Annotated in this window: 22 protein-coding genes and 2 tRNA genes; 8 read left to right on the plus strand and 16 right to left on the minus strand. The window is 72.4% G+C overall.

Going from position 1 to position 25,256, the window contains the following annotated elements:
• Positions 1-164 precede the first annotated feature (164 nt).
• From FB455_RS17700 to FB455_RS17715, 4 genes are all read left to right on the plus strand, one after another.
• The gene (locus FB455_RS17700; protein ID WP_145754140.1) at positions 165-1,934 is read left to right on the plus strand and encodes a proline--tRNA ligase; all 1,770 of its coding nucleotides are present in this window, start codon (positions 165-167) and stop codon (positions 1,932-1,934) included.
• Between the two features lie 54 nt (positions 1,935-1,988).
• Complete coding sequence (locus FB455_RS17705) at positions 1,989-2,408, plus strand: CBS domain-containing protein (protein WP_013283256.1); 420 nt, start codon at positions 1,989-1,991, stop codon at positions 2,406-2,408.
• Between the two features lie 78 nt (positions 2,409-2,486).
• The gene (locus FB455_RS17710) at positions 2,487-2,912 is read left to right on the plus strand and encodes a SufE family protein (protein WP_013283255.1); all 426 of its coding nucleotides are present in this window, start codon (positions 2,487-2,489) and stop codon (positions 2,910-2,912) included.
• Between the two features lie 20 nt (positions 2,913-2,932).
• Positions 2,933-3,565 carry a DsbA family oxidoreductase gene (locus FB455_RS17715; protein WP_013283254.1) on the plus strand — a complete coding sequence of 211 codons (633 nt, stop codon included), beginning with the start codon at positions 2,933-2,935 and terminating at the stop codon, positions 3,563-3,565.
• Between the two features lie 36 nt (positions 3,566-3,601).
• Here FB455_RS17715 and FB455_RS17720 read toward each other — a convergent pair whose 3' ends face one another.
• From FB455_RS17720 to FB455_RS17735, 4 genes are all read right to left on the minus strand, one after another.
• The gene (locus FB455_RS17720; protein WP_013473323.1) at positions 3,602-4,150 is read right to left on the minus strand and encodes a YbaK/EbsC family protein; all 549 of its coding nucleotides are present in this window, start codon (positions 4,148-4,150) and stop codon (positions 3,602-3,604) included.
• A gap of 59 nt (positions 4,151-4,209) precedes the next feature.
• Positions 4,210-4,407 carry a hypothetical protein gene (locus FB455_RS17725; RefSeq protein ID WP_013283252.1) on the minus strand — a complete coding sequence of 66 codons (198 nt, stop codon included), beginning with the start codon at positions 4,405-4,407 and terminating at the stop codon, positions 4,210-4,212.
• A gap of 36 nt (positions 4,408-4,443) precedes the next feature.
• Positions 4,444-5,256 carry an SDR family oxidoreductase gene (locus tag FB455_RS17730; RefSeq protein ID WP_486481543.1) on the minus strand — a complete coding sequence of 271 codons (813 nt, stop codon included), beginning with the start codon at positions 5,254-5,256 and terminating at the stop codon, positions 4,444-4,446.
• Positions 5,257-5,474: 218 nt separating this feature from the next.
• On the minus strand, positions 5,475-6,851 hold the full coding sequence (locus FB455_RS17735; protein ID WP_030269581.1) for an MFS transporter: 1,377 nt from the start codon (positions 6,849-6,851) through the stop codon (positions 5,475-5,477).
• A gap of 210 nt (positions 6,852-7,061) precedes the next feature.
• Here FB455_RS17735 and FB455_RS17740 point away from each other — a divergent pair, with 210 nt between their 5' ends.
• A complete protein-coding gene (locus FB455_RS17740) occupies positions 7,062-11,561 on the plus strand; it encodes a cation-translocating P-type ATPase (protein WP_145754142.1) in 4,500 nt (1,499 codons plus the stop codon).
• On the opposite strand, the gene FB455_RS17745 is transcribed toward FB455_RS17740, so the two are convergent.
• Both FB455_RS17745 and FB455_RS17750 read right to left on the minus strand, forming a co-directional pair.
• Positions 11,558-12,505, minus strand: a complete 948-nt coding sequence (locus FB455_RS17745; protein ID WP_030269579.1) for an L-threonylcarbamoyladenylate synthase — start codon at positions 12,503-12,505, stop codon at positions 11,558-11,560. The genes FB455_RS17740 and FB455_RS17745 overlap by 4 nt on opposite strands.
• A gap of 89 nt (positions 12,506-12,594) precedes the next feature.
• Positions 12,595-13,185 carry a winged helix-turn-helix domain-containing protein gene (locus FB455_RS17750; protein WP_013283247.1) on the minus strand — a complete coding sequence of 197 codons (591 nt, stop codon included), beginning with the start codon at positions 13,183-13,185 and terminating at the stop codon, positions 12,595-12,597.
• A gap of 65 nt (positions 13,186-13,250) precedes the next feature.
• Between FB455_RS17750 and FB455_RS17755 the strand changes: the two genes are divergently transcribed.
• Positions 13,251-13,841 carry a dienelactone hydrolase family protein gene (locus tag FB455_RS17755; protein ID WP_145754145.1) on the plus strand — a complete coding sequence of 197 codons (591 nt, stop codon included), beginning with the start codon at positions 13,251-13,253 and terminating at the stop codon, positions 13,839-13,841.
• A gap of 3 nt (positions 13,842-13,844) precedes the next feature.
• Here the strand turns inward: FB455_RS17755 and FB455_RS17760 are convergent, their stop codons facing one another.
• Genes FB455_RS17760 through FB455_RS17775 form a run of 4 tightly spaced genes read right to left on the minus strand, consistent with a single transcriptional unit; the run spans position 13,845 to position 15,824 of the window.
• Complete coding sequence (locus tag FB455_RS17760; RefSeq protein ID WP_047893152.1) at positions 13,845-14,534, minus strand: PH domain-containing protein; 690 nt, start codon at positions 14,532-14,534, stop codon at positions 13,845-13,847.
• Between the two features lie 42 nt (positions 14,535-14,576).
• Entirely contained in the window at positions 14,577-15,125 is a 549-nt protein-coding gene (locus FB455_RS17765) for a hypothetical protein (RefSeq protein WP_145754146.1), read from the minus strand.
• A 10-nt stretch (positions 15,126-15,135) separates the two neighbouring features.
• On the minus strand, positions 15,136-15,522 hold the full coding sequence (locus tag FB455_RS17770; protein ID WP_013283243.1) for a VOC family protein: 387 nt from the start codon (positions 15,520-15,522) through the stop codon (positions 15,136-15,138).
• A complete protein-coding gene (locus tag FB455_RS17775; protein WP_013283242.1) occupies positions 15,519-15,824 on the minus strand; it encodes an ArsR/SmtB family transcription factor in 306 nt (101 codons plus the stop codon). Before FB455_RS17775 ends, FB455_RS17770 begins: the two co-directional genes overlap by 4 nt.
• A gap of 51 nt (positions 15,825-15,875) precedes the next feature.
• On the opposite strand from FB455_RS17775, the gene FB455_RS17780 reads away from it, so the two are divergent.
• On the plus strand, positions 15,876-16,442 hold the full coding sequence (locus FB455_RS17780) for an AAA family ATPase (RefSeq protein ID WP_145754149.1): 567 nt from the start codon (positions 15,876-15,878) through the stop codon (positions 16,440-16,442).
• A gap of 122 nt (positions 16,443-16,564) precedes the next feature.
• Entirely contained in the window at positions 16,565-17,596 is a 1,032-nt protein-coding gene (locus FB455_RS17785; protein ID WP_145754152.1) for a DMT family transporter, read from the plus strand.
• A gap of 252 nt (positions 17,597-17,848) precedes the next feature.
• Here FB455_RS17785 and FB455_RS17790 read toward each other — a convergent pair.
• The 6 genes from FB455_RS17790 to gyrB form a co-directional block, all read right to left on the minus strand.
• Positions 17,849-17,924 (minus strand) — tRNA-Ala (locus FB455_RS17790).
• A 10-nt stretch (positions 17,925-17,934) separates the two neighbouring features.
• Positions 17,935-18,063 (minus strand): DLW-39 family protein, encoded by a 129-nt coding sequence (locus FB455_RS34560; protein ID WP_013283222.1) that lies wholly within the window; start codon positions 18,061-18,063, stop codon positions 17,935-17,937.
• Positions 18,064-18,106: 43 nt separating this feature from the next.
• A tRNA-Ile gene (locus tag FB455_RS17795) sits at positions 18,107-18,180 on the minus strand.
• A gap of 144 nt (positions 18,181-18,324) precedes the next feature.
• On the minus strand, positions 18,325-19,251 hold the full coding sequence (locus tag FB455_RS17800; RefSeq protein WP_013283221.1) for a DUF3566 domain-containing protein: 927 nt from the start codon (positions 19,249-19,251) through the stop codon (positions 18,325-18,327).
• Between the two features lie 3 nt (positions 19,252-19,254).
• Complete coding sequence (gene gyrA, locus FB455_RS17805) at positions 19,255-23,034, minus strand: intein-containing DNA gyrase subunit A (RefSeq protein WP_145754155.1); 3,780 nt, start codon at positions 23,032-23,034, stop codon at positions 19,255-19,257.
• A 130-nt stretch (positions 23,035-23,164) separates the two neighbouring features.
• Entirely contained in the window at positions 23,165-25,111 is a 1,947-nt protein-coding gene (gene gyrB / locus FB455_RS17810; RefSeq protein ID WP_013283219.1) for a DNA topoisomerase (ATP-hydrolyzing) subunit B, read from the minus strand.
• Between the last annotated feature and the right edge of the window lie 145 nt (positions 25,112-25,256).

Here is a 25,256-nt window from a genome sequence, read left to right on the forward strand (position 1 = left end):
TACCCGACCCCCGCGACGTTTGCTGGACCGTCCGCACCAGCTCGGCGGGGTGGCGGTATCGACACCAGTCGGATGCCGCCACCTCGCCGAGCTGGCGACGATCGATCCGACACGAGCGCGGAAAGGGATCGCCCGGTCGTCCGCTCGCGCCATAAGCTGCGCCAATGCTGCTGCGCATGTCGACCCTGCTGCTCCGGACCCTGCGCGAGGACCCGGCCGACGCGGAGGTTCCGAGCCACCGGCTGCTGCTGCGCGCCGGTTACGTCCGCCGGGCCGCGCCGGGCGGCTACACCTGGCTGCCGCTGGGCAAACTCGTGCTGGACCGGATCACCGCGATCGTGCGGGACGAGATGACCGGAATCGGCGACCAGGAGGTGCACTTCCCGGCGCTGCTCCCGGCCGAGCCGTACCGGACCAGCGGGCGGTGGACCGAGTACGGGGACGACATCTTCACGCTCGCCGACCGCAAGGGCGCCGAGCACCTGCTCGCGCCGACCCACGAGGAGCTGGCCGCGCTGCTGGTGAAGGACCTGTTCACCTCATACCGGGACTTCCCGGTGACGCTGTTCCAGATCCAGACCAAGTTCCGCGACGAGGCCCGGCCCCGGGCCGGTCTGCTGCGCGGGCGCGAGTTCCTGATGAAGGACGCCTACTCGTTCGACCTGGACGAGGCCGGGCTCCAGGCGGCGTACGACCGGCACCGGGCCGCCTACGAGCGCGTCTTCACCCGGCTCGGCCTGGACTTCACCACTGTCCACGCGATGTCCGGCGCGATGGGTGGGTCCGCCTCGGAGGAGTTCCTGGCCGCCACGCCGGTCGGCGAGGACACGTTCGTCGGCTGCACCGCCTGCGACTACGCGGCGAACACCGAGGCGGTGGTGACCCGCGCCCCGGCCGCCGGCGACCCCGACGCGTACCCGCCCGCCGAGGTGCACGACACCCCGGAGACGCCGACCATCGCTGCACTGGTCGAGCTGGCCGAGGCCCGGGAGCTGGGCGGGCGCACCGGCTGGACCGCCGCCGACACGTTGAAGAACGTGGTCCTCACCGTCCGACGGCCCGGCGCCGAACAGGGCGAACCGCTGGTGATCGGCCTGCCCGGTGACCGCGAGGTCGACCTCAAGCGGGTCGAGGCGGTGCTCGCCCCGGCCACGGTGGCGGTCTTCGAGGACTGGGACGCGCATTCGGAGCTGGTCCGCGGCTACATCGGCCCGCAGATCCTGGCCAAGCACGGCATCCGCTACCTGGTCGACCCCCGCGTGGTGCCCGGCACCTCCTGGCTGACCGGCGCGAACGAGCCGGGCCGGCACGCCACCGACGTGGTGTGCGGGCGCGACTTCGTACCGGACGGCACGATCGAGGCCGCCGAGGTGCGGCCCGGCGACAGCTGCCCGGCCTGCGCCGACGGCGAGCTGACCATCCGGCGGGGCATCGAGATCGGGCACATCTTCCAGCTCGGACGCCGGTACACCGACGCGTTCGCGGTCGACGTCCTCGGCCCCGAGGGCAAGCCGGTCCGGCCCACGATGGGCTGCTACGGCATCGGCGTGTCCCGGGCGGTCGCCGCAGTGGCCGAGCAGCACCACGACGACCGGGGGCTGGTCTGGCCCGCGGCGGTCGCGCCGTGCGACGTACACCTGATCGCCGCCGGGAAGGGGCCGCAGCTCGACGCGGCGCTCGACCTCGGCGGGCGCCTCGCCGCCGCCGGCCTGCGGGTGCTGGTCGACGACCGCACGCACGTGTCCGCCGGGGTGAAGTTCACCGACGCCGAGCTGATCGGCATCCCGCGCGCCGTCGTGGTCGGCCGCCGCCTGGCCGAGGGGTACGTGGAACTGCGCGACCGGGCCACCGGCGAGCGCACCGAGCTGCCGGTGGAGGCCATCGTGGAGCGCCTGCGCGACGAGGCGGGCGCGACGCGCCGCGACGGGGTGTAGCGAGCGCGCCACCGGGTACCGCAGACGGATCGACCAAAGCGTTCGGAGGCTCTCATGTTCCGCGTCAGTGACGTGATGACCAGGCAGGTGGTCTACCTCTCGGCGGAGACCCCGTTGGACGAGGCGGCCCGGGTGATGAAGGAGTCGGACATCGGCGACGTGGTGGTGACCGACGGCGCCACGCTCGCCGGCATGCTGACCGACCGCGACATCGTGGTCCGGGCGGTGGCCGAGCGTGCCGACCCCGGCACCACCACGATCGGCTCGATCATCACCCGCGAGGTGGTGATGATCGAACAGCACTGCACGGCGAACGAGGCGGCGGCGCTGATGCGCGAGCGCAACATCCGCCGGGTGCTGGTGTGCGACAGCGACCGCAAGCTCGTCGGCATCGTCTCCCTCGGTGACCTCGCCATGCAGCTCGACCCCCACTCGGCGCTCAGCGACATCAGCGAGGCCGCGCCGAACGTGTGAGCGCGGGCTCCGCACGTGCGGCGGGGCCCCGCTCGGCACCGCCGGGTGGCGACGCGCGGCGGCGGATAGCCTCGACCCATGCCCGAGATGCCGACCAAGCTGGCCGAGATCGTCGACGAGTTCGCCGCCGCGCCCCGCGACGTCGTTCTGGAGATGCTGCTGGAGTTCGCGGACGTGATCCCGCCCCTGCCCGAGGGTGTGAACCGGGAGGAACTGGAGCAGGTCCCCGAGTGCCAGACCGCGTTCTTCCTGCGCGCCGAGGTGAACGCGGACAAGACCGTGAGCACTGTGTTCGACTGCCCGCCGGAGGCGCCCACCACCCGGGCGTTCGCCGGCATCCTCGCCGAAGGGCTGGCCGGGGCGAGCGCCGAGGAGGTGCTCGCCGTACCGGACGACCTCTACCAGCGGATGGGCCTGGCGCAGGCGATCAGCCCGCTGCGCGTACGCGGCGGCACCGCCATCCTGGCCCGGCTCAAGCGCCAGGTCCGGGAACAGATCTCCTGACCCGCGGGTTGTCGCTGGTCATGGACATCGAGATCTACGCCGACGTGGTCTGCCCCTGGTGCTGGATCGGCAAGCGCCGGCTGGAACAGGCCCTGGAGTCGTACGACGGCGAGGTGAACGTCCGGTTCCGGCCGTTCCAGCTGGACCCGACTCCGGTCACCGAGCCGAAGCCGCTGCTGGAGGCGCTCGGCGACAAGTTCGGCGGGCGGGACAAGGCCGAGGGCATGGCCGCGCACGTGACGGGCGTCGCCGCGGGCGCGGGCCTGGACCTGCGGTTCGACCGGGCGGTGGCCGCGAACACGTTCGACGCGCACCGGCTGGTGCGTTTCGCCACCGAGCACGGGCGCTCCGCCGAGATGGTCGAGCGGCTCTACCGGGCGCACTTCCACGACGGCGTCGACGTCGGCTCGATCGACGCGCTCGTCACGCTGGCCGGCGAGGCCGGGCTGGACGAGACCGAGGCGCGGCAGTACCTGGAGTCGAACCTGGGCCGCCGGGAGGTCGCCGCCGACCTGAGCACCGCCCACCAGCTCGGCGTCTCCAGCGTGCCGACCTTCGTGCTGGCCGGAAAGTACGCGGTCACCGGCGCCCAGGAGCCGGAGACGCTGCTCGCCGCGCTGCGCGAGGTGGCGCAGCGCGAAGCGGCAGCCTGATGTTTCACGTGGAACAAGATCGATGCGGATGAGGACCTAGGCCGGCCTGGCCAGGTCCTCCACCACCCTCGCCCCGGGCAGCGCGCCGAGCGCCGGCCCGGGCAGGGCGATCTTGCTGTGCCGTACGCCCGAACCGATGATCACGTGCGGCGTGGCGATCACCCGGGAGTCGACGAGGATCGGCCAGTCCGCCGGCAGGCCGATCGGCGTGATGCCGCCGTACTCCATGCCGCTCGACTCGACCGCCTCGGCCATCGGCGCGAAGCTCGCCTTGCGCACGTCGAGCAGCTTGCGGACCACACCGTTGACGTCGGCGCGGGTGGTGGCGAGCACGACACAGGCCGCGTACCGGGTCTCGCCGCCGCGCTTGCCGGCGACCACCACGCAGTTGGCCGACTCCTCCAGCCCCACCCCGTACGCCTCGCAGAAGGCAGCGGTGTCGGCCAGGTCGGCGTCGATCGGAGCGACCAGTACGTCGTCCACGTCCACCGGGGCCTCGGCCGGCCAATCCTGCAGGGCCGCGGCGACCGGCGGAGCCAGCAGGTCGAGCCGGGTGCGGGCCGGCTCCGTCTTCAGCGTCCCCATCATGCCGCGATCCTCGCACCCGCCCGGCGGATCGACCGGCCGGACCCCGCCCCCGCCCTTCAGTTGGGATTGGTGAGGAACGCGTTCTCCTGCGCGAAGTCCCGGCTCTCGGTCGTGGTGAGCTGCCGGCGGCGCAGCACCTCGGGACGGTTCGCCTCGGCGTCCTCGATGCCGTGCCGGACGCCGACCCGGATCACGCCGTAGAGGAAGACGAAACCGAAGACGTACAGAACCACTGTGGCGACGAAGACCAGCATGCGGTCACCGTAGGCCGGTGCGGACCCGACCGTTTCTCATCTTCCGGCGGTTCCCCCGTACGTGTCCGCGAGGTGGTCGGCCCAGATCCGGACGCCGGTCGGCGTGGCGGTCGTGGTGAGGCCACCCGCCCGCAGCTCCCGTCCGAGCCGGCCGGGGATCCGGACCGGCAGCAGCGGACGGCGTACCCGGCGCGCCGCGAGCCAGGCGCGGGCCGCGTCGTCGTAGCGCAGCACCTCCGGTCCGCCGAAGTCCTCCACCCGGTTCGACGGTCCGGCCAGCAGCAGGACCGCGAGCCGGTCCGCCACCTCACCGGGGTCGACCGGCTGGGCGAGCACGGCCCGGTCCCCGATCACCGGGCCGAGGCGGCTCGCGCCGCTGAGCAGCCCTTCCAGGAACTCCGGGAACTGGGTCGCCCGCAACACGCTCCACGGCACCGGTCCGGCGGCCACCACCTGCTCGGCCGCGAGCTTGTGCCGGTAGTAGCCCAACGGCACCCGGTCGACGCCGACGATCGACACGAAGACCAGGTGACGCACCCCGGCGCGACCAGCCGCCACCGCGAGCCGGCGGGTGCCGAGCACGTCGATGTCGTGGGTGCGCCGCTGCGGCGACGAGGCCAGGTGCAGCACCGCGTCCACCCCGGCGACCGCCTCCGCCAGCCCGGCACCGGTGGCCAGGTCGGCGGTGACCCACTCGACCCCGTCCCCGGTACGCGGCCGGCGGCTGGCCGCCCGGAGCGTGAAGCCCTCGTCCCGCAGCCGCGGCACCGCCACCCGCCCGAGCCGCCCGGTCGCCCCGGTCACCAGCACCCGCATCGCCCACTCCTCCCGCCCACGCGCAACCGCCACACCGCGGCTCCCCGATGGGACGAAACGCCGACCCGGATCGTGACAGCCGCCCGCCCCCGCCCCTTTCACCCCGATCCTGCGCCCCCGAGGGCCACCTCGGCCCTGCCCTCCCTTTGTTGACCAAGGAGTTCGTGTCGGACGGAGGCTCGAAAACCGACCCGAACTCCTTGATCACCGGCAGAGGGTGGGTGGGGCAGGGGCGGGGGCGGGCGGGGCGGTCAGGGGGTGGGGCGGAGGACCACCCGGCCGGCCAGCAGCAGGCCCAGCAGGCCGCAGGCGGCTGCCACGGCCAGCGTGGTCGCGAAGCCGGCCGGGCCGGGGGACGCACCGGCGGCCAGGACCGCGCCGGTGAGCGCCAGCACTGTGGCGGCGGCGAGCGAGTCGCCCAGTTGCAGCGCGGAGCTGTTGCGGCCCTGCTCGGCCGGGGCGGACTGCTCCAGGGTGAGCACCGACAGCGACGGATAGAGCAGGCCCATGCCCAGCCCGGCCACCGACCAGCTCAGCACGGCCGGCAGCACCGGCAGTCCGGGCACCAGCGCCGACGCCACGCCCGCCGTACCGATCGTGATGCAGGCCAGCCCGGCCCGGGGCAGCGTCGCCGCCGAGCGGGGTGAGCCGATCCGCCCCTGGATCCACGAGCCGACCGACCAGGACAGCGCCCCGACGGTCAGCACCAGGCCGGCACCGGTGGGCGAGAAACCGCGCTCCCGGGACAGCATCAGCGGGATCACCACCTCGGCGGCCACGAACGCCGCCGACGCCAGCGCGCGCAGGCCGATCACCGTCGGCAGTCCCCGCGCCGCGCGCAGGAACCCGGCCGGCAGCAGGTGCGGCACGCAGACGAACAGCCCGGCCAGCGCCCCGGCGATCAGGGCGGCGGCGAGCACGCCGCGCTGCTGCCCCCCGTAGTGCAGCAGTGCGGCGCTCGCCCCCGCCCCGCAGGCCCAGCCGATCCGGGCCAGGGCACCCGCCGGCGGGCGGGTCGCCACGGTGGCGGTCAGCGCCCGCAGCCCCGGCTGGACCAGCAGCGCCGCCGGGATCGCCACCGCCGGCACCGCGAGGAACACCCACCGCCAGCCCAGATGTTCCACGATCAGTCCGGCCAGGGCCGGTCCGACCAGCGACGGCACCACCCAGGCCGCGGCGAACGCGGCGAAGATCCGCCGCCGCAACTGCTCCGGGTACGCCTGCCCGACGACCACGTAGAGCGCCACCGAGACCAGTCCGGAGCCGAAGCCCTGCACCACCCGCCCGACGACCAGCACCTCCATGGTCGTGGCGGCGCCGGCCACCACGAGCCCGGCGACGAACCAGACGACACCGTGCCACATGGCCGGGCGCGGCCCGCGCGCGTCGCACCAGATGCCGGAGGCGACCATCGCCACCACGCCGGAGGCGAAGGAACCGCCGAACGCCAGCGCGTACAGGCCGAGCCCGTCGAGGCTGCGCGCCACGGTCGGCATGGCGGTGCCCACCGCCAGCGCCTCGAACGCGAGCAGGGACACCAGGGCGACACTGCCCACCGTCATCGCCCGCAGGCGCGGCGACCAGAGGTCGACGGGTGGATCAGCCGGAACGGCGGTGGTGCTGGTCATGGCGTTCAGCCTCGGACCTCACCCCCGGTTGAGGTCAACTGTGGCGCGCGTCTCGTCGGCCGGGAACGGCGGGGCGATGCCCGGAAACTTCTGCCGTCGGGGTGGCATAACGGACGCCGCGCCGGGAAGTCGGGCCGCCGGGACGAGACCGGGAGGCGAGATGGCGTACGGCTGCGACACCTTCAACCGACTGCCCGGCCGTACGACTCGATGACCTCGCTGGGACGGTTCGCCGGCCTCCTGCTGTCGCCGACGGTCGTACCGGAGACCGCCGCGCGCGTCGCGCGTACCGTCGGTTCGGCCCTGCCCACTGATGCCGTGCCGGCCCGGGTCAGCGAGGTGGCGGGCAGCGTCGGTACGGCGGCGGCCCGGCTGGCCCGCCTCACCGGGCTGACCAGCCGCCGCGTGTGGTCGCAGGACGGCCGCCACCACATCGAGGTGCACGGCGTCTGCCAGGACGGCGGCGACCGGCTGGCCCGTCAGGTCGAAGCGGCGCTGGAGTCGATGCCGGGTGTCGCCTGGGCGCGTGTGAACGCGCCGTCGGGCCGGGTGGTGGTGGCGACCGGGGATCCGGCGCCGAAGCTGCGCGACCTGATCGCCACGGTGGCGCGCGTGGAGCAGACCTGCCCGTACGAGCCGGACCCGGAGATCGAACCGCCGCAGCCGCCCGAGGACGGCCCGCGTACCGCGCGGACGTTCGGCGCGCTGCTGTCCGACGTGCTCGGGTTGAGCATCTCCGCTGCCACCCGTGTCCTGCCGCTCACTCCCATTCCCGCCGAGGTGGCCGGTCTGCTCGGCGCTGTCGACCTGCACCCGAAGCTGCACGCGCTGGCCGGTCTGGGCATCCGCGCCGACCCGCGCGCCGAGGTGCTGTTCCCGCTGGCCGAGGCGGTGGTGCAGGGTCTCACCGGCGGCTGGGCGGGCATTGTGCTGGACGGCGCGCAGCGGGTCGTGCAGTGGGGTGAGGGCGCCGCTCAACTGAACGCGTGGCGGCGGGCCGAGCCGCACCTGACCGGTGACCCGGAGCGGGCTGTGGCCCGGGTGCCCGACGGCGAGCGGCCCTGCCCGGTGCCGGACGGGCAGCCCGAGCGGTACGCCAAGCGGGTGCTTCCGGCCGGCGCGGTCGCCGGGGCGGCGGCGCTGCCGGTGCTGGGGCCGAAGCGCGCAGCCGCGCTGGCGCTGTCCTCGCTGCCGAAGGCGCCCGGCTCCGGCCGCGAGGGGTACGGCGCCCAGCTCGGCCGGATGCTCGCCCGGCGGGGCGTGATCGCGATGGACCGCAGTGTGCTGCGTGAGCTGGACCGGATCGACACGGTGGTGCTCGACGCGGCGGTGCTCGGTTCGGACCGGGGCGTCCTGGCCGATCTCGCGCCGCTGGCCGACGCCGACACCGGGCAGGTCGCCGCCCGCGCGTTCGCGTTGTTCGACCCGGCCGAGCCGGACGCGGTTCGCGCCGACGGCGGCTGGCGGATCGGCCCGCTGGACCGCCTCGGCGCCGACGATCCCGGCGACACCCCGGACAGCGCCCGGCTGCGCGCCGACGGTGGACGGCTGCTCGGGCTGGCGGAGAACGGCCGGCTCGCCGCCGTACTGCGGGTCGAGCCGGAGCCCGCGCCGGGCGTGGACGCGCTGGCGTCGGCCGCACGGCAGGCGGGCCTGCGGCTCGTGGTCGGCGGCGCGGACGACGGCCGGTACGACTTCGCGGACCTGCTCGTACCCGGTGGTGCCCGGCTCGCCGACGCGGTGCACGACCTGCAACGCGAGGGCGCCGTGGTGATGGTGGTCTCCGGTGAGCGGTCGGCGCTCGCCGCCTCGGACTGCGGCCTCGGCGTGTACGGCCCGGACGACCTGCCGCCGTGGGGCGCGCACCTGCTGGTCGGTGACGACCTGCGGGTACCGGCCCTGCTCGTCGACGCCGCCGGGGTGGCCCGCCGGATGACCGAGCAGAACGTCCGGATCTCGATGGCCGGCAGCGGGCTCGGCGCGCTCGCCGCGTTCACCGCCGACCGGCGGCGGCTGCCCCGCCCGACGCTCGCCGCGGTGAACGGCGCGGCGGCGCTCGCGTTCGCGCACGGCGTGTTCCGGGCACACCGGCTGCCGGACCGGACCGGCGCACCGATGCCCGCGCTCACCGCCTGGCACCTGATGCCGGCGCAGACCGTCTTGGACCAGCTCGCCACCGACCCGTCCGGGCTTGCCGAGGACGAGGCGGCCCGTCGCCGGCGCGTCGAGGTCGGCGACGAGCACGGCCCGGCCGGGCTGCTCCGCGCGTTCGTGGAGGAGCTGTCCAACCCGCTCACCCCGGTGCTGGCCGCCGGTGCGGTGCTCTCCGCCGCGTTCGGCTCACTCGTCGACGCGGCCCTGGTGGGCGGTGTGGTGGGCGGGTCCGCGCTGGTCGGCGCGGTGCACCAGCGCAACACCGAACGATCGCTCGCCGAGCTGCTGTCCCGATCGGCGGTCACCGCCCGGGTGCTGCGCGACGGCGCCGAGCGGGTGGTGCCCGCCGAGGAACTGGTCCGCGGCGACGTGATCACGGTCAGCTCCGGGGACGCCGTACCGGCCGACTGCCGGGTGCTGACGAGCGACGGGCTGGAGGCGGACGAGTCGTCACTGACCGGCGAGTCGCTGCCGGTGGCGAAGAGTCCGGAACCGGTGGTGGCGGCGGCCATCGCCGAACGGCACTCGATGCTGTTCGAGGGCACCACTGTGGCCGCCGGGCACGGCACCGCAGTGGTGGTGGCCACCGGTGCGGAGACCGAGGCCGGGCGGAGCCTCGCCATGGCCCGGCAGGCCCCGCCCGCCAGTGGCGTGGAGGCGCGGCTCGGCAGGCTGACCAGCAGCGCCGTACCCCTTGCGGCCGCCTCGGCGATCGCTGTCGCAGGCGCAGGGCTGCTTCGGGGCGTACCCCTTGCCGAAACGGCGGCGACCGCCGCGAACCTGGCCGTGGCGTCGGTGCCGGAGGGGTTGCCGTTCCTGGTCAGCGCCGCGCAGCTGGCGGCGGCGCGGCGGCTGGCCGAGCACGGCGCCCTGGTCCGCAACCCCCGGACCATCGAGGCGCTGGGCCGGGTCGACGTGCTCTGCTTCGACAAGACCGGCACGCTCACCGAGGGGAAGTTGCTGCTGGCGGGGGTGGGTACCGGTGACGGCCGGTACGCCGTGCTGGACGAACTCGACGAGCCGCTCCGGTCGACGCTGGCCGCCGCGGTGCGGGCCACCCCTGCTGCGGCGGATCCGGACGAGTTGCCGCAGCAGACCGACCGGGCGGTACGCCACGGCGCGGACGCCGCCGGCGTGACCGAGCGGACCGGTGCGGCGGAGTGGACCGCCACGGCCGGGCTGCCGTTCGAGCCGTCCCGGGGCTACAGCGCCACCGTCGGCCGCGGCACCGGCGGGCTGCTGCTGAGCGTGAAGGGCGCCCCCGAGTCGGTGCTGCCGCGCTGCGCGTCCCGGCGCACCGCCGAGGGTGACCGGCCGCTTGATGCGGCCGGACGCGAGGAGGTGCAGGCCATGCTGGCCGGGCGGGCCGGTGCCGGGCATCGCATCCTCGCCGTGGCCGAGTGCCAGGTCTCCATCGAGCAGGTGAGCGACGAGCAGGTCGACGGGCTGGTCTTCGTGGGTTTCCTGACGCTCGCCGACGGGGTGCGGGAGAGCGCCCGGCCGGCGGTGGCCCGGATCCGGGCGGCGGGCGTGCACACCGTCATGATCACCGGTGACCACCCGGCCACGGCCGAGGCGATCGCCGCCAAGATCAGCCCGGACGACGGCGGGCAGCGCGTGGTCACCGCCACCGACCTGGACCGGCTGGACGACGCGGCGCTCGCCGAGCGCCTGATGGCCACCGACGTGGTGGCACGTTGCACGCCCGCCCACAAGGTACGGATCATCCAGGCGTTGCAGCGCCAGGACCGGACTGTCGCGATGACCGGTGACGGCGCCAACGACGCGCCCGCGATCCGGCTCGCCGACGTCGGCATCGCGCTCGGCCAGCGCGGCACTCCCGCCGCCCGCGCGGCGGCCGACCTGGTGGTCACCGACGACCGGCTGGAGACGATCATCGCCACGCTCGTCGAGGGACGGGCCATGTGGTCGTCGGTGCGGCACGCGCTGAGCATCCTGGTCGGCGGCAACCTCGGCGAGATCGCGTTCAGCGTGCTGACCGCCGCCGCGACCGGCCGGTCCGCGCTGACCGGCCGGCAACTCCTGCTGGTCAACCTGCTCACCGACCTGGCACCCGCACTCGCCATCGCGGTCCGCCCGCCCGCCGACGACAGCGCCGACCATCTGCTGCGGGAAGGGCCGGACTCGTCGCTCGGCGTCACCATGACCCGGGAGATCGGGCTGCGTGCGGCGTCGACCACGCTGGGCGCGACCGCCGGCTGGACGATCGCCAGGTGGACCGGCACCCAGCGGCGTGCCAGCACCGTCGCGCTCGCCTCGCTGATCGGCACCCAGCTCGGCCAGACCGTGCTGGCCGGCGGCACCAGCCCCAGCGTGCTCGCCGCCACCGCCGCGTCGGTCGGCGTGCTCGTGGCTGTGGTGCAGACGCCGGGCGTCAGCCAGTTCTTCGGCTGCACCCCGCTCGGCCCGGTGGGCTGGACCATCGCCACCGGGTCGGCGCTCGGCGCGACGTTCGCCAACGGTGCGCTGACCAAGCTGGTCGACCGCCTGCCGCAGCCGGGTTCGCATCGGCGACCCGACGCCGACCAGTCCTAGCGCCAGGTGGCGGCGGCCCGGCGCAGCCGGTCGTTTATCGCTCGGCCCACGCCGGTCTCCGGCACCGGCTCGGCGACGATCTCGGTAACCCCGGCCGCGTCGAGCCGGTGCAGCGCGTCGAACAGGCGCGCCGCCGCCGCCGTCACGTCGCCGTCGGGCGACAGGACCTCCACCGCCGCCCAGTCGCCGTCCGCCGGTGGCTCCCGGAAGGCCAGGAAGCCCCGCCGGCCGCCGCCGGGCTCGGCCGCCGCGCCCAACCGCAACGGGGTACGCGGGGCGTAGTGCGCGGCGAGCGTCCCGGGCGCGACCGGCTGGCCGGAGCTGCCCTGGCGCACCTCGACCGGGCCGACCGCCTCGACGAGCGCCTCGACCGGCAGCGCGCCCAGCCGCAGCACCACCGGCCGCTCACCGCGCGCGTCCACGATCGTCGACTCGATCCCGCACCGGGTGGGCCCGCCGTCGAGCACCACGTCCACCGCGCCGCCCAGCCCGGCCACCACGTGCTCGGCCCGGGTGGGGCTGAGCTGGCCGAACCGGTTCGCGCTCGGCGCCGCCACCGGCACTCCGGCGGCGGCGATCAGCGCCCGCGCCGACGGCTCGTCCGGTACGCGTACCGCCATGGTGTCCAGACCGGAGGTGACGATCGGCGGGATGATCTCCGGACGGTCCACGATCAGGGTGAGCGGGCCGGGCCAGAACCGCTTCGCCAGCTCGGCCACCGCCGCGGGCACCTCGCCCACCAGCGCGGCCAGGTCGGCGGCGTCGGCCAGGTGGCTGATCAGCGGGTCGAAGCTGGGCCGCGCCTTCGCCTCGAAGATCCGCGCGGCGGCCCGGGCGTCGAGCGCGTTGGCGCCCAGCCCGTAGACCGTCTCGGTGGGAAAGGCGACCAGCCCGCCGGCACGCAGGACGGCGGCTGCCTCGTCGATGCCGCGCTCGGCCGGCAGGACGCGCGGGGATCCGGTGCTCACGCTTCCGACGCTAGCCTGCCCGGTTCGCCGTCCCGGCAAGACCCTGCCGTCGCGTGGTGGGGCCGTCAGTCGCGTGGGTCGGTGGCGGGTTCCGTGTCGGGGAGCGTGGGCGCGTCGGTGGGGTAGAGGCCGGCGGCGAAGCCGTACACCTGGTCCCCGGCGCGGGGGATCTGCGCGAACCGCCGGGCCAGCGCCTGCACCTCCGCCCAGAACTCGCGGACGTCCTCGATCGGGATGCGCGCGTGCACGAGCGTGCACCGCAACTCGTCGGCGGCGTGCGCGGCCGCCGCTTCGGCTGCCGCCTCGGCGAGCCCGTTGATCCGGGACACCACCTGCTTGTCCTCGGCCCGGCTGAGCGCGCCGACGTAGTAGGTGCGGGCCACCCGCCCGTAGAACCGCTCCTCGATGGCGCGTACCCGGCGGGTCCGCACCACGCGCAGCAGACCGGCGTCGACCAGTTGGTTCACGTGGTACGCCACGCTGCTCTTCGGCCGGTCGACGGCGCGGGCCATCTCGTTGACAGTGGCGGCGCGCTCCAGGAGCAGTTCGAGCAGCGTGCTCCGCAGCGGGTCGGCGAGCGCACGCAACTGCTCCGGAGCGGTGACCACGAGCAGGTCGTCGAGGTCGTAGTCCGGGATTCGCTCATTGACCGACATTTCTCGACCGTTCTAAGATTCTGGTTCGTTCGACAACTTTGGTCTGACAACTCAGGAGTGTAGTGATGGCCGAGATCGTGCTCTTCCACCACATTCAAGGGCTCACGGACGGCGTCCGCGCGCTCGCCGACTCCCTCCGGTCCGGTGGCCACACAGTCCACGCCCCCGACCTCTTCGACGGCGAACGGCCGGCCACCATCTCCGACGGCGCCGCGCTGATCAAGCGGATCGGCGGCGACGTCCTCGACCGGCGCGCCGACGCGCTCGTCGCCGACCTGCCCGCCGGCCTCGTCTACGCGGGCGTCTCCTGGGGCGCCGCCATCGCCCAGCGGCTCGCCCAGACCCGGGCCGGCGCCCGGGCCGCCCTGCTCTACGAGGCCTGCCTGCCGGTGACCGGCGAGTGGGCGATCGGCCCGTGGCCCGACGGGGTGGCGGTGCAGGTGCACGGCATGGAGCGCGACCCGTTCTTCGGGCTCGAAGGGGACGTCGACGCCGCGCGCGAGCTGGTGTCGATCGTCGGTCCCGAGCGCGGCGAGCTGTACGTCTACCCCGGCGACCGGCACCTGTTCACCGACAGTTCGCTGCCCTCGTACGACGCCGAGGCCACAGCGCTGGTGGTGAGCCGCAGCCGCGAGCTGCTCGACCGGCTCGGCTGACGCCTACTCGTCACCGCGCAGCCGCGCCAACGCGGCCGCGTACTCGGCGTCGGTCAGCACTCCACGCTCGTACTGCCTGGTCAACGCGTGGATGTCGCGCCGCTGCGCGGCACTCGGAGCGGGCCGCCGGATCTGCCCCGGCGGGTCCGGACGGTCGGTGCGGACCGGATCCGGCGCCGGGCTCGCCGCCGCGCGCTGCTCCGGGGGCCGGGCGTTGCGATGGCACTCCCGCAGGTTCGCGAGGATCTCGTCGTAGTGCTCCGGCCAGGTGACCAGCCGGGTCAGCTCCAGGCGGAACGGCCGGACGACGGCGCCGGACTGGATCGGCGTCTGCACCGGCTCGCCGTCGATCCGCTCGATGACGATCGCGTCGCGTCCCACGTCCAGGCCCACGATCGAACCCGTACCGCTGTGTATCTCCGCAACCGACGCCCACGGCACTGTGGTCGTGCGGAGCAGCGAGCGCGAGCGTACGCCGACAGGGCTCACCCAGACGCCGAGCATCGCGCGGCGGACCGCGACGGCGAGGCCGACGGCGTTCCACACGCCGAGGAACACCGCATCCCGTCCCGGCATCCTGCCGCTCCTGACCTCGAACACGAGGAGCACGAAGAAGCCGACCGCCAGCACCGCCACGACCATGAAGCCGGAGGTGGTCAGGTCCAGCGAGTACGGGCGCCGCCACACCGTCATGCCGCCAGAGTGACCGATCGTGTCCAGCGGTTCCGCGCGGAGTCAACGACCTCTCGCCAACTCCACGACCTCGGCGAGGCTCGCGACCCGGTCGCACTCGCCGTCGGTCAACGTATTGATGAGTGCCTTGGCGGCCTGGGCCTGGGGAGTCGTGGGCAGGGCGCCGGCCAGCAGGTCCGGCAGGACCAGCTCGTAGCCGACCCGCGCCCGGGGTGAGTAGCGGTGGCGGCTGCGGGTCACCGCCGTGGCCACGCGCAGCGCGTGCTCGTTGCCGGGCGGCACGTGCGGGCGGTCGCGCTCCCGGGCGCCGAACCGCATCCGGTGGCGGAACTCGCACATTTCACACGTCGCCGGTCCGGCGGTCAGCCGTGCCCCGCAGTCGGGACAGGTCAGCCGGTCCACCGCGCCGTCCACGGTCCGCCAGTCGTACGCCCCGGGGTCGTCGACGACGAGCCAGGCCAGCTCGCTCTCCTCGGGCGAGCCCGGCGCCACGTCCAGCTCACCGCGCAGCCGCGCCCAGGCGTCCCGGATCTCGTCCTCCAGGCGCGCCACCGCGGCCGCCAGCGCCGGGCTACGCCACGGTCCGGCCACTGTCGACCCGCTACCGGTACTGTGCGATCTGGATCAGGTTGCCACAGGTGTCGTCGAACACCGCCGTGGTCACCGGGCCCATGTCGACCGGCTCCTGGGTGAACAGCACGCCGAGGCCCCGCAGCCGGTCGTGCTCGGCGGCCACGTCGTCCACCGCGAACTGCGTCAGCGGTATCCCGTCGCCCGCGAGCGCCTCCTTGAACGCCTTGGCGGCCGGGTGCGCGTCGGGTTCCAGCAGCAGCTCCACGCCGTCCGGGGCGTCCGGCGAGACCACAGTCAGCCACCGGTACTCCCCGGTCGGCACGTCTGTCTTCTTCACGAAGCCCAGCACCTCGGTGTAGAAGCGCAGTGCCTTGTCCTGGTCGTCGACGTACACGCTGGTGAGGTTGATTCTCATGGGTTCTCCTGGGTGGGTGCGTCGGACCTGAGCCATCGCTCGGTGATGGACCGCAGCGGCCGGGTGTCGAGGTGGTGGAACTTGTAGCGACCCTGCCGCCGCGTGACGATCAGGCCGGCGGCCTCCAGGACGTCGAGGTGCTGGGAGATCGCCTGCCGGGACGAGCCGACCTGGTGCTTGGTGGCCAGCCGGCCGCAGATCTCGAACAGGGTCTGACCGTCGCGCTCGGTCAGCTCGTCGAGGATCAGGCGGCGGGTGGGATCGGCCAGCGCCTGGTACAGATCGCCCACGTCACCCACCATATGCAAGTGTCAGCTTGCCTATCAAGAGGCTGTCTGCCAACGGAGGACGTCATGCCCGGATTCATCCTCACCGGCGCTCCCGGCTCCGGTAAGACCGCGATCCTGCGCCACCTGGAGGTCGACGGCCACCCCGTCGTGGAGGAGGCGGCGACCGACGTGATCGCGCTGCACCAGGCGCTCGGCCGGCCCGAACCGTGGCGCGAGCCGGACTTCGCCGAGCGGGTGCTGGCTCTCCAGCGCAGGCGTCGGCGCCGAGCCGAAGCGCGCGCCGGGGAGATCGTCTTCCACGACCGCTCACCTGTCTGCACGCTCGCGCTGTGCCGCCACCTGGGGTCGACGCCGCCGTCCGCCCTGCTGGACGAGGTCGAGCGCCTGACGACGGAACGCCGCCACTACGAGCGGACCGTCTTCTTCGTACGGAATCAGGGCTTCGTCGAGGCGACCGCCGCCCGCCGGATCAGCTTCGAGGAGTCGCTCGTCTTCGAGCGCGTCCACGAACTGACGTACCGCGACGCGGGATTCGACCTGGTCGAGGTGCCCGCGGGACCGCTCGCGACGCGGGTGGCCGCGATAAAGCAGGCGGTCGATCGTCTGCGCGCCGCTAGGGTGCGGACATGACGTTCCGCGTTGTCTCGCCGCCACCGGTCACCCGGTAACGACGCCGTTCACCGAACCCGGCTTTCGATCCAGAGCCCGGGTGCGTTCGCGGTGCCCGGGCGGCGACGACAACGGAGAATCCCGTGCGCAGAAATCTGCCCCCGACCGTGGGGCGAGGAACCCTGTACATCCTCCTGGCGGCGATCGCCTGGGGCACCGGCGGCGCCGCGGCGGCCGTCCTCTACGACACCAGCGGGTTGGGCCCCGTCGCCGTCTCCTTCTGGCGCTTCGCGGGCGGCGTCCTGCTGCTCGCCGCCGGACACCTGACACGTCGGCGACCATCCTCGCGTATCCGGGTCGTCGGCACCCGGCCGCGCCACAGGTGGCGGCAGGTCGTGACGACAGGCGTAGGTCTCGCCGTCTACCAGACGGCGTACTTCGCCGCAGTGGGGTACGCCGGTCTGGCCGTCGCCACCATGGTCACCCTGGGCGCCGGGCCGGTCCTCATCGCCCTCGGTTCACGCCTGGCCCTCGGCGAGCGACTCGGCCGATCCGGCGGAGTCACAGTCGTGACAGCACTCGTCGGCCTGGTCCTGCTGCTGGGCGGTGGTAGCGCCGGCAGCGCCCCGGCGCCGCTGCTGGGGTTGGCCTGCGCGCTGCTGTCCGCGGCCGGGTACGCAGCCGTCACCCTGCTCAACCGGAAGCTCGGCCGAGACGGCGGCGGGCACACTCCGCTACTGGGCGGATTCGCCGTCGGAATGATCTGCCTGCTTCCCCTGGCCCTGCTCGAAGGGATCCTGCCCACAGCCGGTGACATCCGTCAGACAGTGGGCCTGCTCGCCTTCCTCGCCGTGGGGCCCACCGCCGTGGCGTACACCCTGTTCTTCGCCGGGCTGGCCTCGGTCCGGGCGACCACCGCGTCGGTCATCGCGCTCGTGGAGCCGGTGACGGCGGCGCTCATCGCGGTGCTCCTGCTCGACGAACGGCTCACAGTGACCGCCGTTCTCGGGTCGATCGTGCTGCTCGCCGCGGTGGTCACGCTGATGCTCGGCGAACCCGGACCGGCGCCGTCGTCGACTGCGGCGCTCAGGGACCGTGACGCCGACATGCGGAACCGCCGCCGGCCTCGACGAGCGAGGGCCGGCGGCGGTGTGGCGACGCGCCGTCCGGGGTGACGGATCAGCCGGCGAGCTGGCGCCGCACCGAGTCGGTGTCCATCAGGTACGACATGAACTTGAACTTGCCGTACTGCTGCACGAGCTAGGGCATCACGTGCTCCAACACCGCAGCCGGAAGGTCGGCCGGGTGCAACGCCGATCAGATCATGAACGGTTCGCCGAGGCTTTCGCTGATCGATGGAAGCCGACTGCCGAGGCGGCACGCAACACAGCAGCATCGACAGCCGCTGATGATCCGGCGAAATGATGTGGTGGAGCCCAGGGGACTCGAACCCCTAACCCCTGCCTTGCAAAGGCAGTGCTCTGCCAGTTGAGCTAGGGCCCCGTGACGGCGTTCAGCGCAGGTCGGGCGCCGTGGTCGCCTCGTGCCACAGGGCGCGCTCGTCGTTCGAGGCCTTGACCTTCTTGGCCACGACGGCGGCCACACCGACGATGCCGGCCAGGATCAGGAGCTTCTTGAACATGTGCTTGACCCCTCGCGCTCGACTGTCGTCGGACGATGTGCGGTGGGGCTAGCTGGAATCGAACCAGCGACCTCAGAGTTATCAGCTCTGCGCTCTAACCGACTGAGCTATAGCCCCGCGTAGCGACGAGCTAGGTTAACCCATCGCCTCCACCGCGCCCAAATCGGGGGTCTGTGGTGGGAAGCACCCGCGCCACCTCGAACCTACCCGGACGCACGACGCCGGGGCGACCGCTTTACGCGGTGCCCCGGCGCCGGTCGATCAGTCCCGCTCGGCGAGCGTCAGCTCGATCCCGCCGACCAGGTCGGCGCAGACGTTGTAGACGAACGCGCTGAGCGTGGCCAGCGCGGTGAACAGCACGACGTTCACCAGGCCGATCAGCGCCGACGTCAGGATCACGCCCTTGGCGGTGATCCGGAAGCCGCCGCCACCCTGGCCGCCGCCGGCGTTCACCAGGTCGGTGAGGCTGTCGTTGACGCTCTTGAACACACCCATGGCGTCCAGCGCCAGGTAGAGCACCGACGTCGCCACGACGACCACGATGAAGAGCACCACCGACACCGCGAAGGCGAACTTCATCACCGACCACGGGTCGATCCGCTTCAGGTTCAGCCGGGCCCGTCGCGGTCCGCGCGACGCGGCCGAGCTGACCGAGGTACGCGCGGCGCGTACCGCCTCACCCACGCGCGCGGCGCCGACGGCTGCCGCGCCGCTGATGCCCGGCGGCAGGCCGCCGCCGTTGGCGGGCCGGGCCTGGGCGCTCGCGGCGCCGCTCGGGCGCGAGCCGTCGGGCGACGTCTTCGGGGCGGTGCCCAGGCCGGCACCGATCCGCGGCTGCGTGCCGGTCGTTCCGGTGGAGGCCCGGCCGGCGGCCGACGGGGTCTTGATCGGCTGGGTGCTCGTGGCGTTCGCGGGCTTGGCGGCCGGAGCGGCCAGACCGTCGGCCGATGTCGGCGCGTCGACCTTGGTCTCGGCCGAGTCCCGGGAACCGGAGTCCTCGGCCGGCTTGTCCGGAGGCGGGGCCATGCCGGGAGCCCGGGTGAACTTCGGGGCAGGCGCGTCGGCGGGAACCGTGGCCCGGCCCACAGCCGCGCGGCCGGTCGCTGGTGTGCCGCCCTGCGCGGCCTCCTCCTCGACCGGAGTGGCCGAGGTCCCCTTGTTCCCCGACTTCGCCTGTGTCTCCGTCATCAACTAGTCCTGTTCGTCAGGCTCGTCGGCATTGCGAGCAATCGCCACGATAGTCACGCCGTCCGGGAGGTCCATCAGCTTGACCCCCATTGTGTTCCGGTCACGCGTACGGCGTACAGGCTTCACCGGAGTCCGGATGACGCCGCCGTTGCTCGTGATGGCGAACAGCTCGTCCTCCGGATCGATCACGACCGCGCCGACCAGGCCACCGCGTCGCTCGGTGATCTTCGCGGTCAGCACGCCCTTACCTCCCCGGCCCTGGACCGGGTATTCCTCGATCGGGGTACGTTTCGCGTAACCCCCGTTCGTCGCGACCAGAACGTCCAGACCCTCTCGCACCACCTCGACGGCGAGCAACTCGTCCTCGCCGCTGAAGCGCATGCCGATCACACCGGAGGTGGCCCGGCCCATCGGACGCAGCGCCTCGTCGGTGGCGTTGAAGCGGATCGCCTGGGCGTTCTTCGACACGAGCAGCAGGTCGTCCTCCGGAGCGACCAGTACCGCACCGACCAGCTCGTCCTCATCGCGCAGGTTGATCGCGATGATGCCGCCGGAACGGTTGGAGTCGAACTCCTCGAGCCGCGTCTTCTTCACCAGGCCGTTCTTCGTGGCCAGTACCAGGTAGGGGGCCACCTGGTAGTTCGGGATTTCAATGATCTGCGCGATCTGCTCGTCGGGCTGGAACGCGAGCAGGTTGGCCACGTGCTGGCCCTTGGCCACCCTACTGGCCTCGGGAAGCTCGTACGCCTTCGCCCGGTAGACCCGACCCTTGTTCGTGAAGAACAGGATCCAGTCGTGGGTAGAGCATACGAAGAAGTGGCTGACGATGTCGTCCTGGCGGAGCGTCGCCCCGCTGACGCCCTTCCCGCCACGCCGCTGCGACCGGTAGAGATCGACCTTGGTCCGCTTCGCGTATCCGGTGCGGGTGATCGTCACCACCACGTCCTCGCGGGCGATGAGGTCCTCCATCGAGACCTCGCCGTCGAACGGGACGATCTTCGTACGCCGGTCGTCGCCCCACTTCGCGACGATCTCGCCCAGTTCCTCCGAGACGATCCGCCGCTGCCGCTCCGGCTTGGCCAGGATGTCCTTGAGGTCGGCGATCTCCACTTCGAGCTTCGCCAGGTCGTCCAGGATCCGCTGCCGCTCCAGGGCGGCCAGCCGGCGCAGCTGCATGTCCAGGATCGCGGTCGCCTGGACCTCGTCGATGTCCAGCAGCCGGATCAGGCCCTGCCGTGCGTCCTCCACAGTGGGCGAGCGCCGGATCAGGGCGATCACCTCGTCCAGCGCGTCCAGCGCCTTGGACAGGCCGCGCAGGATGTGCGCCCGCTCCTCGGCCTTGCGCAGCCGGAACGCGGTCCGCCGCCGGATCACCTCGATCTGGTGCTCGACGTAGTAGCGGATGAACTGGGCCAGGTTCAGCGTGCGCGGCACGCCGTCGACGAGCGCCAGCATGTTGGCGCCGAACGTCTCCTGGAGCTGGGTGTGCTTGTAGAGGTTGTTCAGCACCACCTTGGCGACCGCGTCGCGCTTGAGCACGAGCACGATCCGCATGCCGGTACGCCCGGAGGACTCGTCGCGGATGTCGGCGATGCCGGCGAGCTTGCCCTCCTTGATCAGCTCGGCGATGCGCTCGGCGAGGTTGTCCGGGTTGACCTGGTACGGCAGCTCGCTGACCACGAGCGCCGGCCGGCCCCGCTTGTCCTCCTCGACCTCGACCACGGCGCGCATGCGGATCGAGCCGCGCCCGGTCCGGTACGCGTCCTGGATGCCCGCCTGACCGACGATCAGGCCGTGGGTCGGGAAGTCCGGACCCTTGACGATCTCCAGGAGGGCTTCCAGCGTGGTGGCCTCGTCGGCCTCCGGGTGCTCCAGGCACCACTGCACGGCCGCGCCGATCTCGCGCAGGTTGTGCGGCGGGATCTTGGTGGCCATGCCGACCGCGATGCCCTCGGAGCCGTTGATCAGCAGGTTCGGGATACGCGACGGCAGGATGGTGGGCTCCTTGGCCCGGCCGTCGTAGTTGTCCTGGAGGTCGACGGTGTCCTCGTCGATGTCCCGCAGCATCTCCATCGCCAGCGGGTCGAGCTTGCACTCGGTGTTGTGGCTGACGAAACCGTCGGAGACGAACGAGTGGTCCTCGGTGTCCACCCGGATGCTGTAGACCGGCTGCACACCGGCGTCGGTGACGTCGGTCACCTCGGCGTAGTAGAAGCGGCCGTCGACGAGCGGTTCGACCACGTCGAGGATGCCCGGCTCGGTGATCCGGGCGGCGATCTCGTCGCGGTCCCGCTCCCAGCGCTCGATCCGGTCCACGTTGTGCCGGCGCAGCCAGTCACGCTCGGTCCAGCGGCTCGCGCCGTGCTCGCGGACGAAGTCACCGACGAACGGCACGTGATCGCCGGAGAGCGCGGTGCTGCTCGCCGGCACCTGGGCCAGCTCGGATTCCAGCTTGGCCTGCTTGCGGCCGAGGAATCCGACGTGAGCGGCGAAGATCCGGGCGTCCCGCCGGTTGGTGACGACGACCTTGATCTCGCCGTCGTCGTACCGGCACTGCCGGCTGACCACGCCGAACTCCAGCAGCAGTTGCTGCACCTCGCGGGCCAGCCGCTCGCTGCGGGTCGAGTAGGAGACCTGGATCGTGTGGCGGGGCAGCAGCGACGACGAGCCGTCGCCCTCGAACAACGCCTGGAGGAAGGCCCGCTTGACCGCGGCCGGTCCGCGCCAGACGAACTCCGGCACGAACTTGTCGGCGCTCCGCGCGCCCACCATCTCGCCGAGTACGCTCGCCCGCAGTGCGGCGAGGTTCTGTACATCGAGTTCGTGCAGCGTGCTGCCGGAGTCGATGACCCGCTCGGCGACGTACCGGGGGCCGCCGACCGCGAGGTCATAGGCGGTGAGGACCCGGACGAAGAACTCCCGGTCCACGTTGTTGAAGCCGGCCCGCTGCTCGGACACCCACCCCTCGGACACGAACGCGCCCGCGAACACGGCTGCCTCGACGTGCTCCAGCATCGGGTAGCCGATCTCGTCCGGCACGGTGCGCTGGAGGGCCACCCGGTCGCCCGGGGCGATCTCGGCAAGCAGCTTCCACAGCAGGGTCGGCACACCGGCCACGTTCACCAGGCAGAGCACCGGGTGGTTGTGGGTGCCGGTCAGCTCGTACCCCTCACGGGTGCGCAGCCGCAGCGTGGGGTGCTCGCCGGAGTGGAAGAACCTGCTGGCACGGACCAGGTCGCCGTTGCGGTCACGGACCTTGAGGTCGACGTCGGTCTCGCTGCTCGGCGCGGCGTCCGGCACGACGTCGCCGATCCGGACGGTGCCGTCGACGGTACGAACCCGGACATCTGCCGCAAGGCAGTACCTCATGGCCGCAGCCGGATCATTTCCCGGCGAGCCGAAGTTGCCGTTGCCGTCGACCAGCGGGTAGCGCAGCGACCACGGCTGCGCCATCCGGACCAGCGCGTCGTAGATGGCCGAGTCGCCGTGCGGGTGGAACTGGCCCATCACGTCGCCGACGACGCGGGAGCACTTCACGTACCCGCGGTCCGGCCGGTAGCCGGAGTCGAACATGGCGTAGAGGATCTTGCGGTGGACCGGCTTGAGCCCGTCCCGGACGTCCGGCAGGGCCCGCCCGACGATGACGCTCATCGCGTAGTCGAGGTACGAGCGCTGCATCTCGACCTCGAGGCCGACCGGCTCGATCCGGTCGTGCTGGACGACCGCCGCCAGTGGTTCCGGGGTCTCCGGCTCGTTCGGGGTGGACTCGGGAGTATCGGTCACTGTTAACCCTTATCAGACTCAGAGTCGTGGTCTCGCTGTGGATAACGGCTGTGGAAAGCGGCCAGACTGTGGATAACTCTGTGGATCGCCGGGCCGGCCGGTGGATCGCCGGCCGACCCGGGCGCGTCCGTCAGATGTCCAGGAACCGCACGTCCTTGGCGTTGCGCTGGATGAACGACCGGCGAGCCTCGACGTCCTCACCCATCAGGACGCTGAACAGCTCGTCCGCGGTGGCGGCGTCGTCGAGCGTGACCTGGCGCAGCGTACGCGTGGCCGGGTTCATCGTGGTCTCCCACAGCTCGGGGTAGTTCATCTCGCCGAGACCCTTGAACCGCTGGATGTCGTCCGGGCGGGCGTTGGGCTTCTTCTGCTGGCGCAGTGCGATCAGCCCGTCGCGTTCCCGGTCCGAGTACGCGTACTGGGCGTCGTCGCCCTTCTTGTTCCACTTGATCTTGTAGAGCGGCGGGGCGGCCAGGTAGACGTGCCCCAGCTCGACCAGCGGCCGCATGAACCGGAACAGCAGCGTGAGCAGCAGCGTCTGGATGTGCTGGCCGTCGACGTCGGCGTCGGCCATCAGCACGATCTTGTGGTAGCGCAGCTTCTCGATGTCGAAGTCGTCGTGGATGCCGGTGCCGAGCGCGGTGATCAGCGCCTGCACCTCGTTGTTCTTCAGCACCCGGTCGATCCGGGCCTTCTCCACGTTGAGGATCTTGCCGCGGATCGGCAGGATCGCCTGCGTACGCGGGTCGCGGCCCTGCTTGGCCGAACCGCCGGCCGAGTCGCCCTCGACGATGAAGACCTCGGACTCGCGCGGGTCGGTGGACTGGCAGTCGGCCAGCTTGCCGGGCATCGAGCCGGACTCCAGCAGCGACTTGCGCCGGGCGAGCTTGCGCGCCTGCTGGGCGGCGATCCGGGCCCGGGCCGCCTGGGAGGCCTTCTGGATGATGATCTTCGCCTCGGCCGGGTTGCGGTCGAACCAGTCGACGAGCGACTCGTTGCAGACCCGCTGCACGAAGCCCTTGACCGGGGTGTTGCCCAGCTTGGTCTTGGTCTGACCCTCGAACTGCGGATCGGTGAGCTTGACCGAGATGATCGCGGCCAGGCCCTCGCGGATGTCCTCACCGGAGAGGCGCTCGTCGCCCTTGAGCAGCTTCTTCTCGGCGCCGTAGCGGTTGACGACGCTCGTCAGCGCGGCCCGGAAGCCCTCCTCGTGGGTGCCGCCCTCGTGGGTGTTGATGTTGTTGGCGAAGGTGTAGACCGACTCGCCGTACGACTCGTTCCACTGCATGGCGATCTCGACCGACATGCCCGTCTCCTCGGCGCCGAACTCGACCACCGTCTTGTGGATCGGGCTCTTGGAGGCGTTGAGGTGCCGGACGAAGTCGGCGATGCCGCCCTCGTAGTGGAAGGTGACCTCGCGGGTCTTGCCGTCCTCGTCCTCCGGCACCCGCTCGTCGAGCAGGTGGATGGTGAGACCCCGGGTGAGGAAGGCCATCTCCTGGAGGCGCCGGTAGATCGTGTGGAAGTCGAAGTCGACGGTCTCGAAGACGTCCGGGTCGGGCCAGAAGGAGACAGCCGAACCGGTGCGGTCGGTCGCCTCGCCCTTCTCCAGCGGCGTCGGCTTGGAGTGGTGGTACTGCTGACGCCAGACGAAGCCGTCCTTGTGGATCTCCACGGCCATCCTGGTGGACAGCGCGTTCACCACGGAGACGCCGACGCCGTGCAGGCCGCCGGAGACGGCGTACGCCTTGCCGTCGAACTTGCCGCCCGCGTGCAGCACGGTCAGGGCGACCTCGACACCCGGCTTCTTCAGCTTGGGGTGCAGGTCGACCGGGAAGCCACGGCCGTTGTCGGTCACCCGGACACCGCCGTCGGCCAGCAGCACCACGTCGATGGTGTCGCAGTGCCCGGCCAGCGCCTCGTCCACCGCGTTGTCGACGACCTCCCACACCAGGTGGTGCAGACCGCGCTCGCCGGTGGACCCGATGTACATACCGGGCCGCTTCCGGACCGCTTCCAGGCCTTCGAGAACGGTGATGGACTCGGCACCGTACTTCTTGTTGTCCTCCGCTGCCACGCTCGGCCACTTTCTCGCACCGGCCGCGCGTGGGCGCGGGGCGCGGGTTCGGCGGACAGGACGCGACGTCGGCGCGCATGGACCGCCCCTGGGATCGCCAGGCTCGGATCATGTACGCCGGGCGCCGCGGTTGCCCGCGGATCGC

The sequence above is a fragment of the Micromonospora sp. CNZ296 genome, from assembly GCF_007827635.1.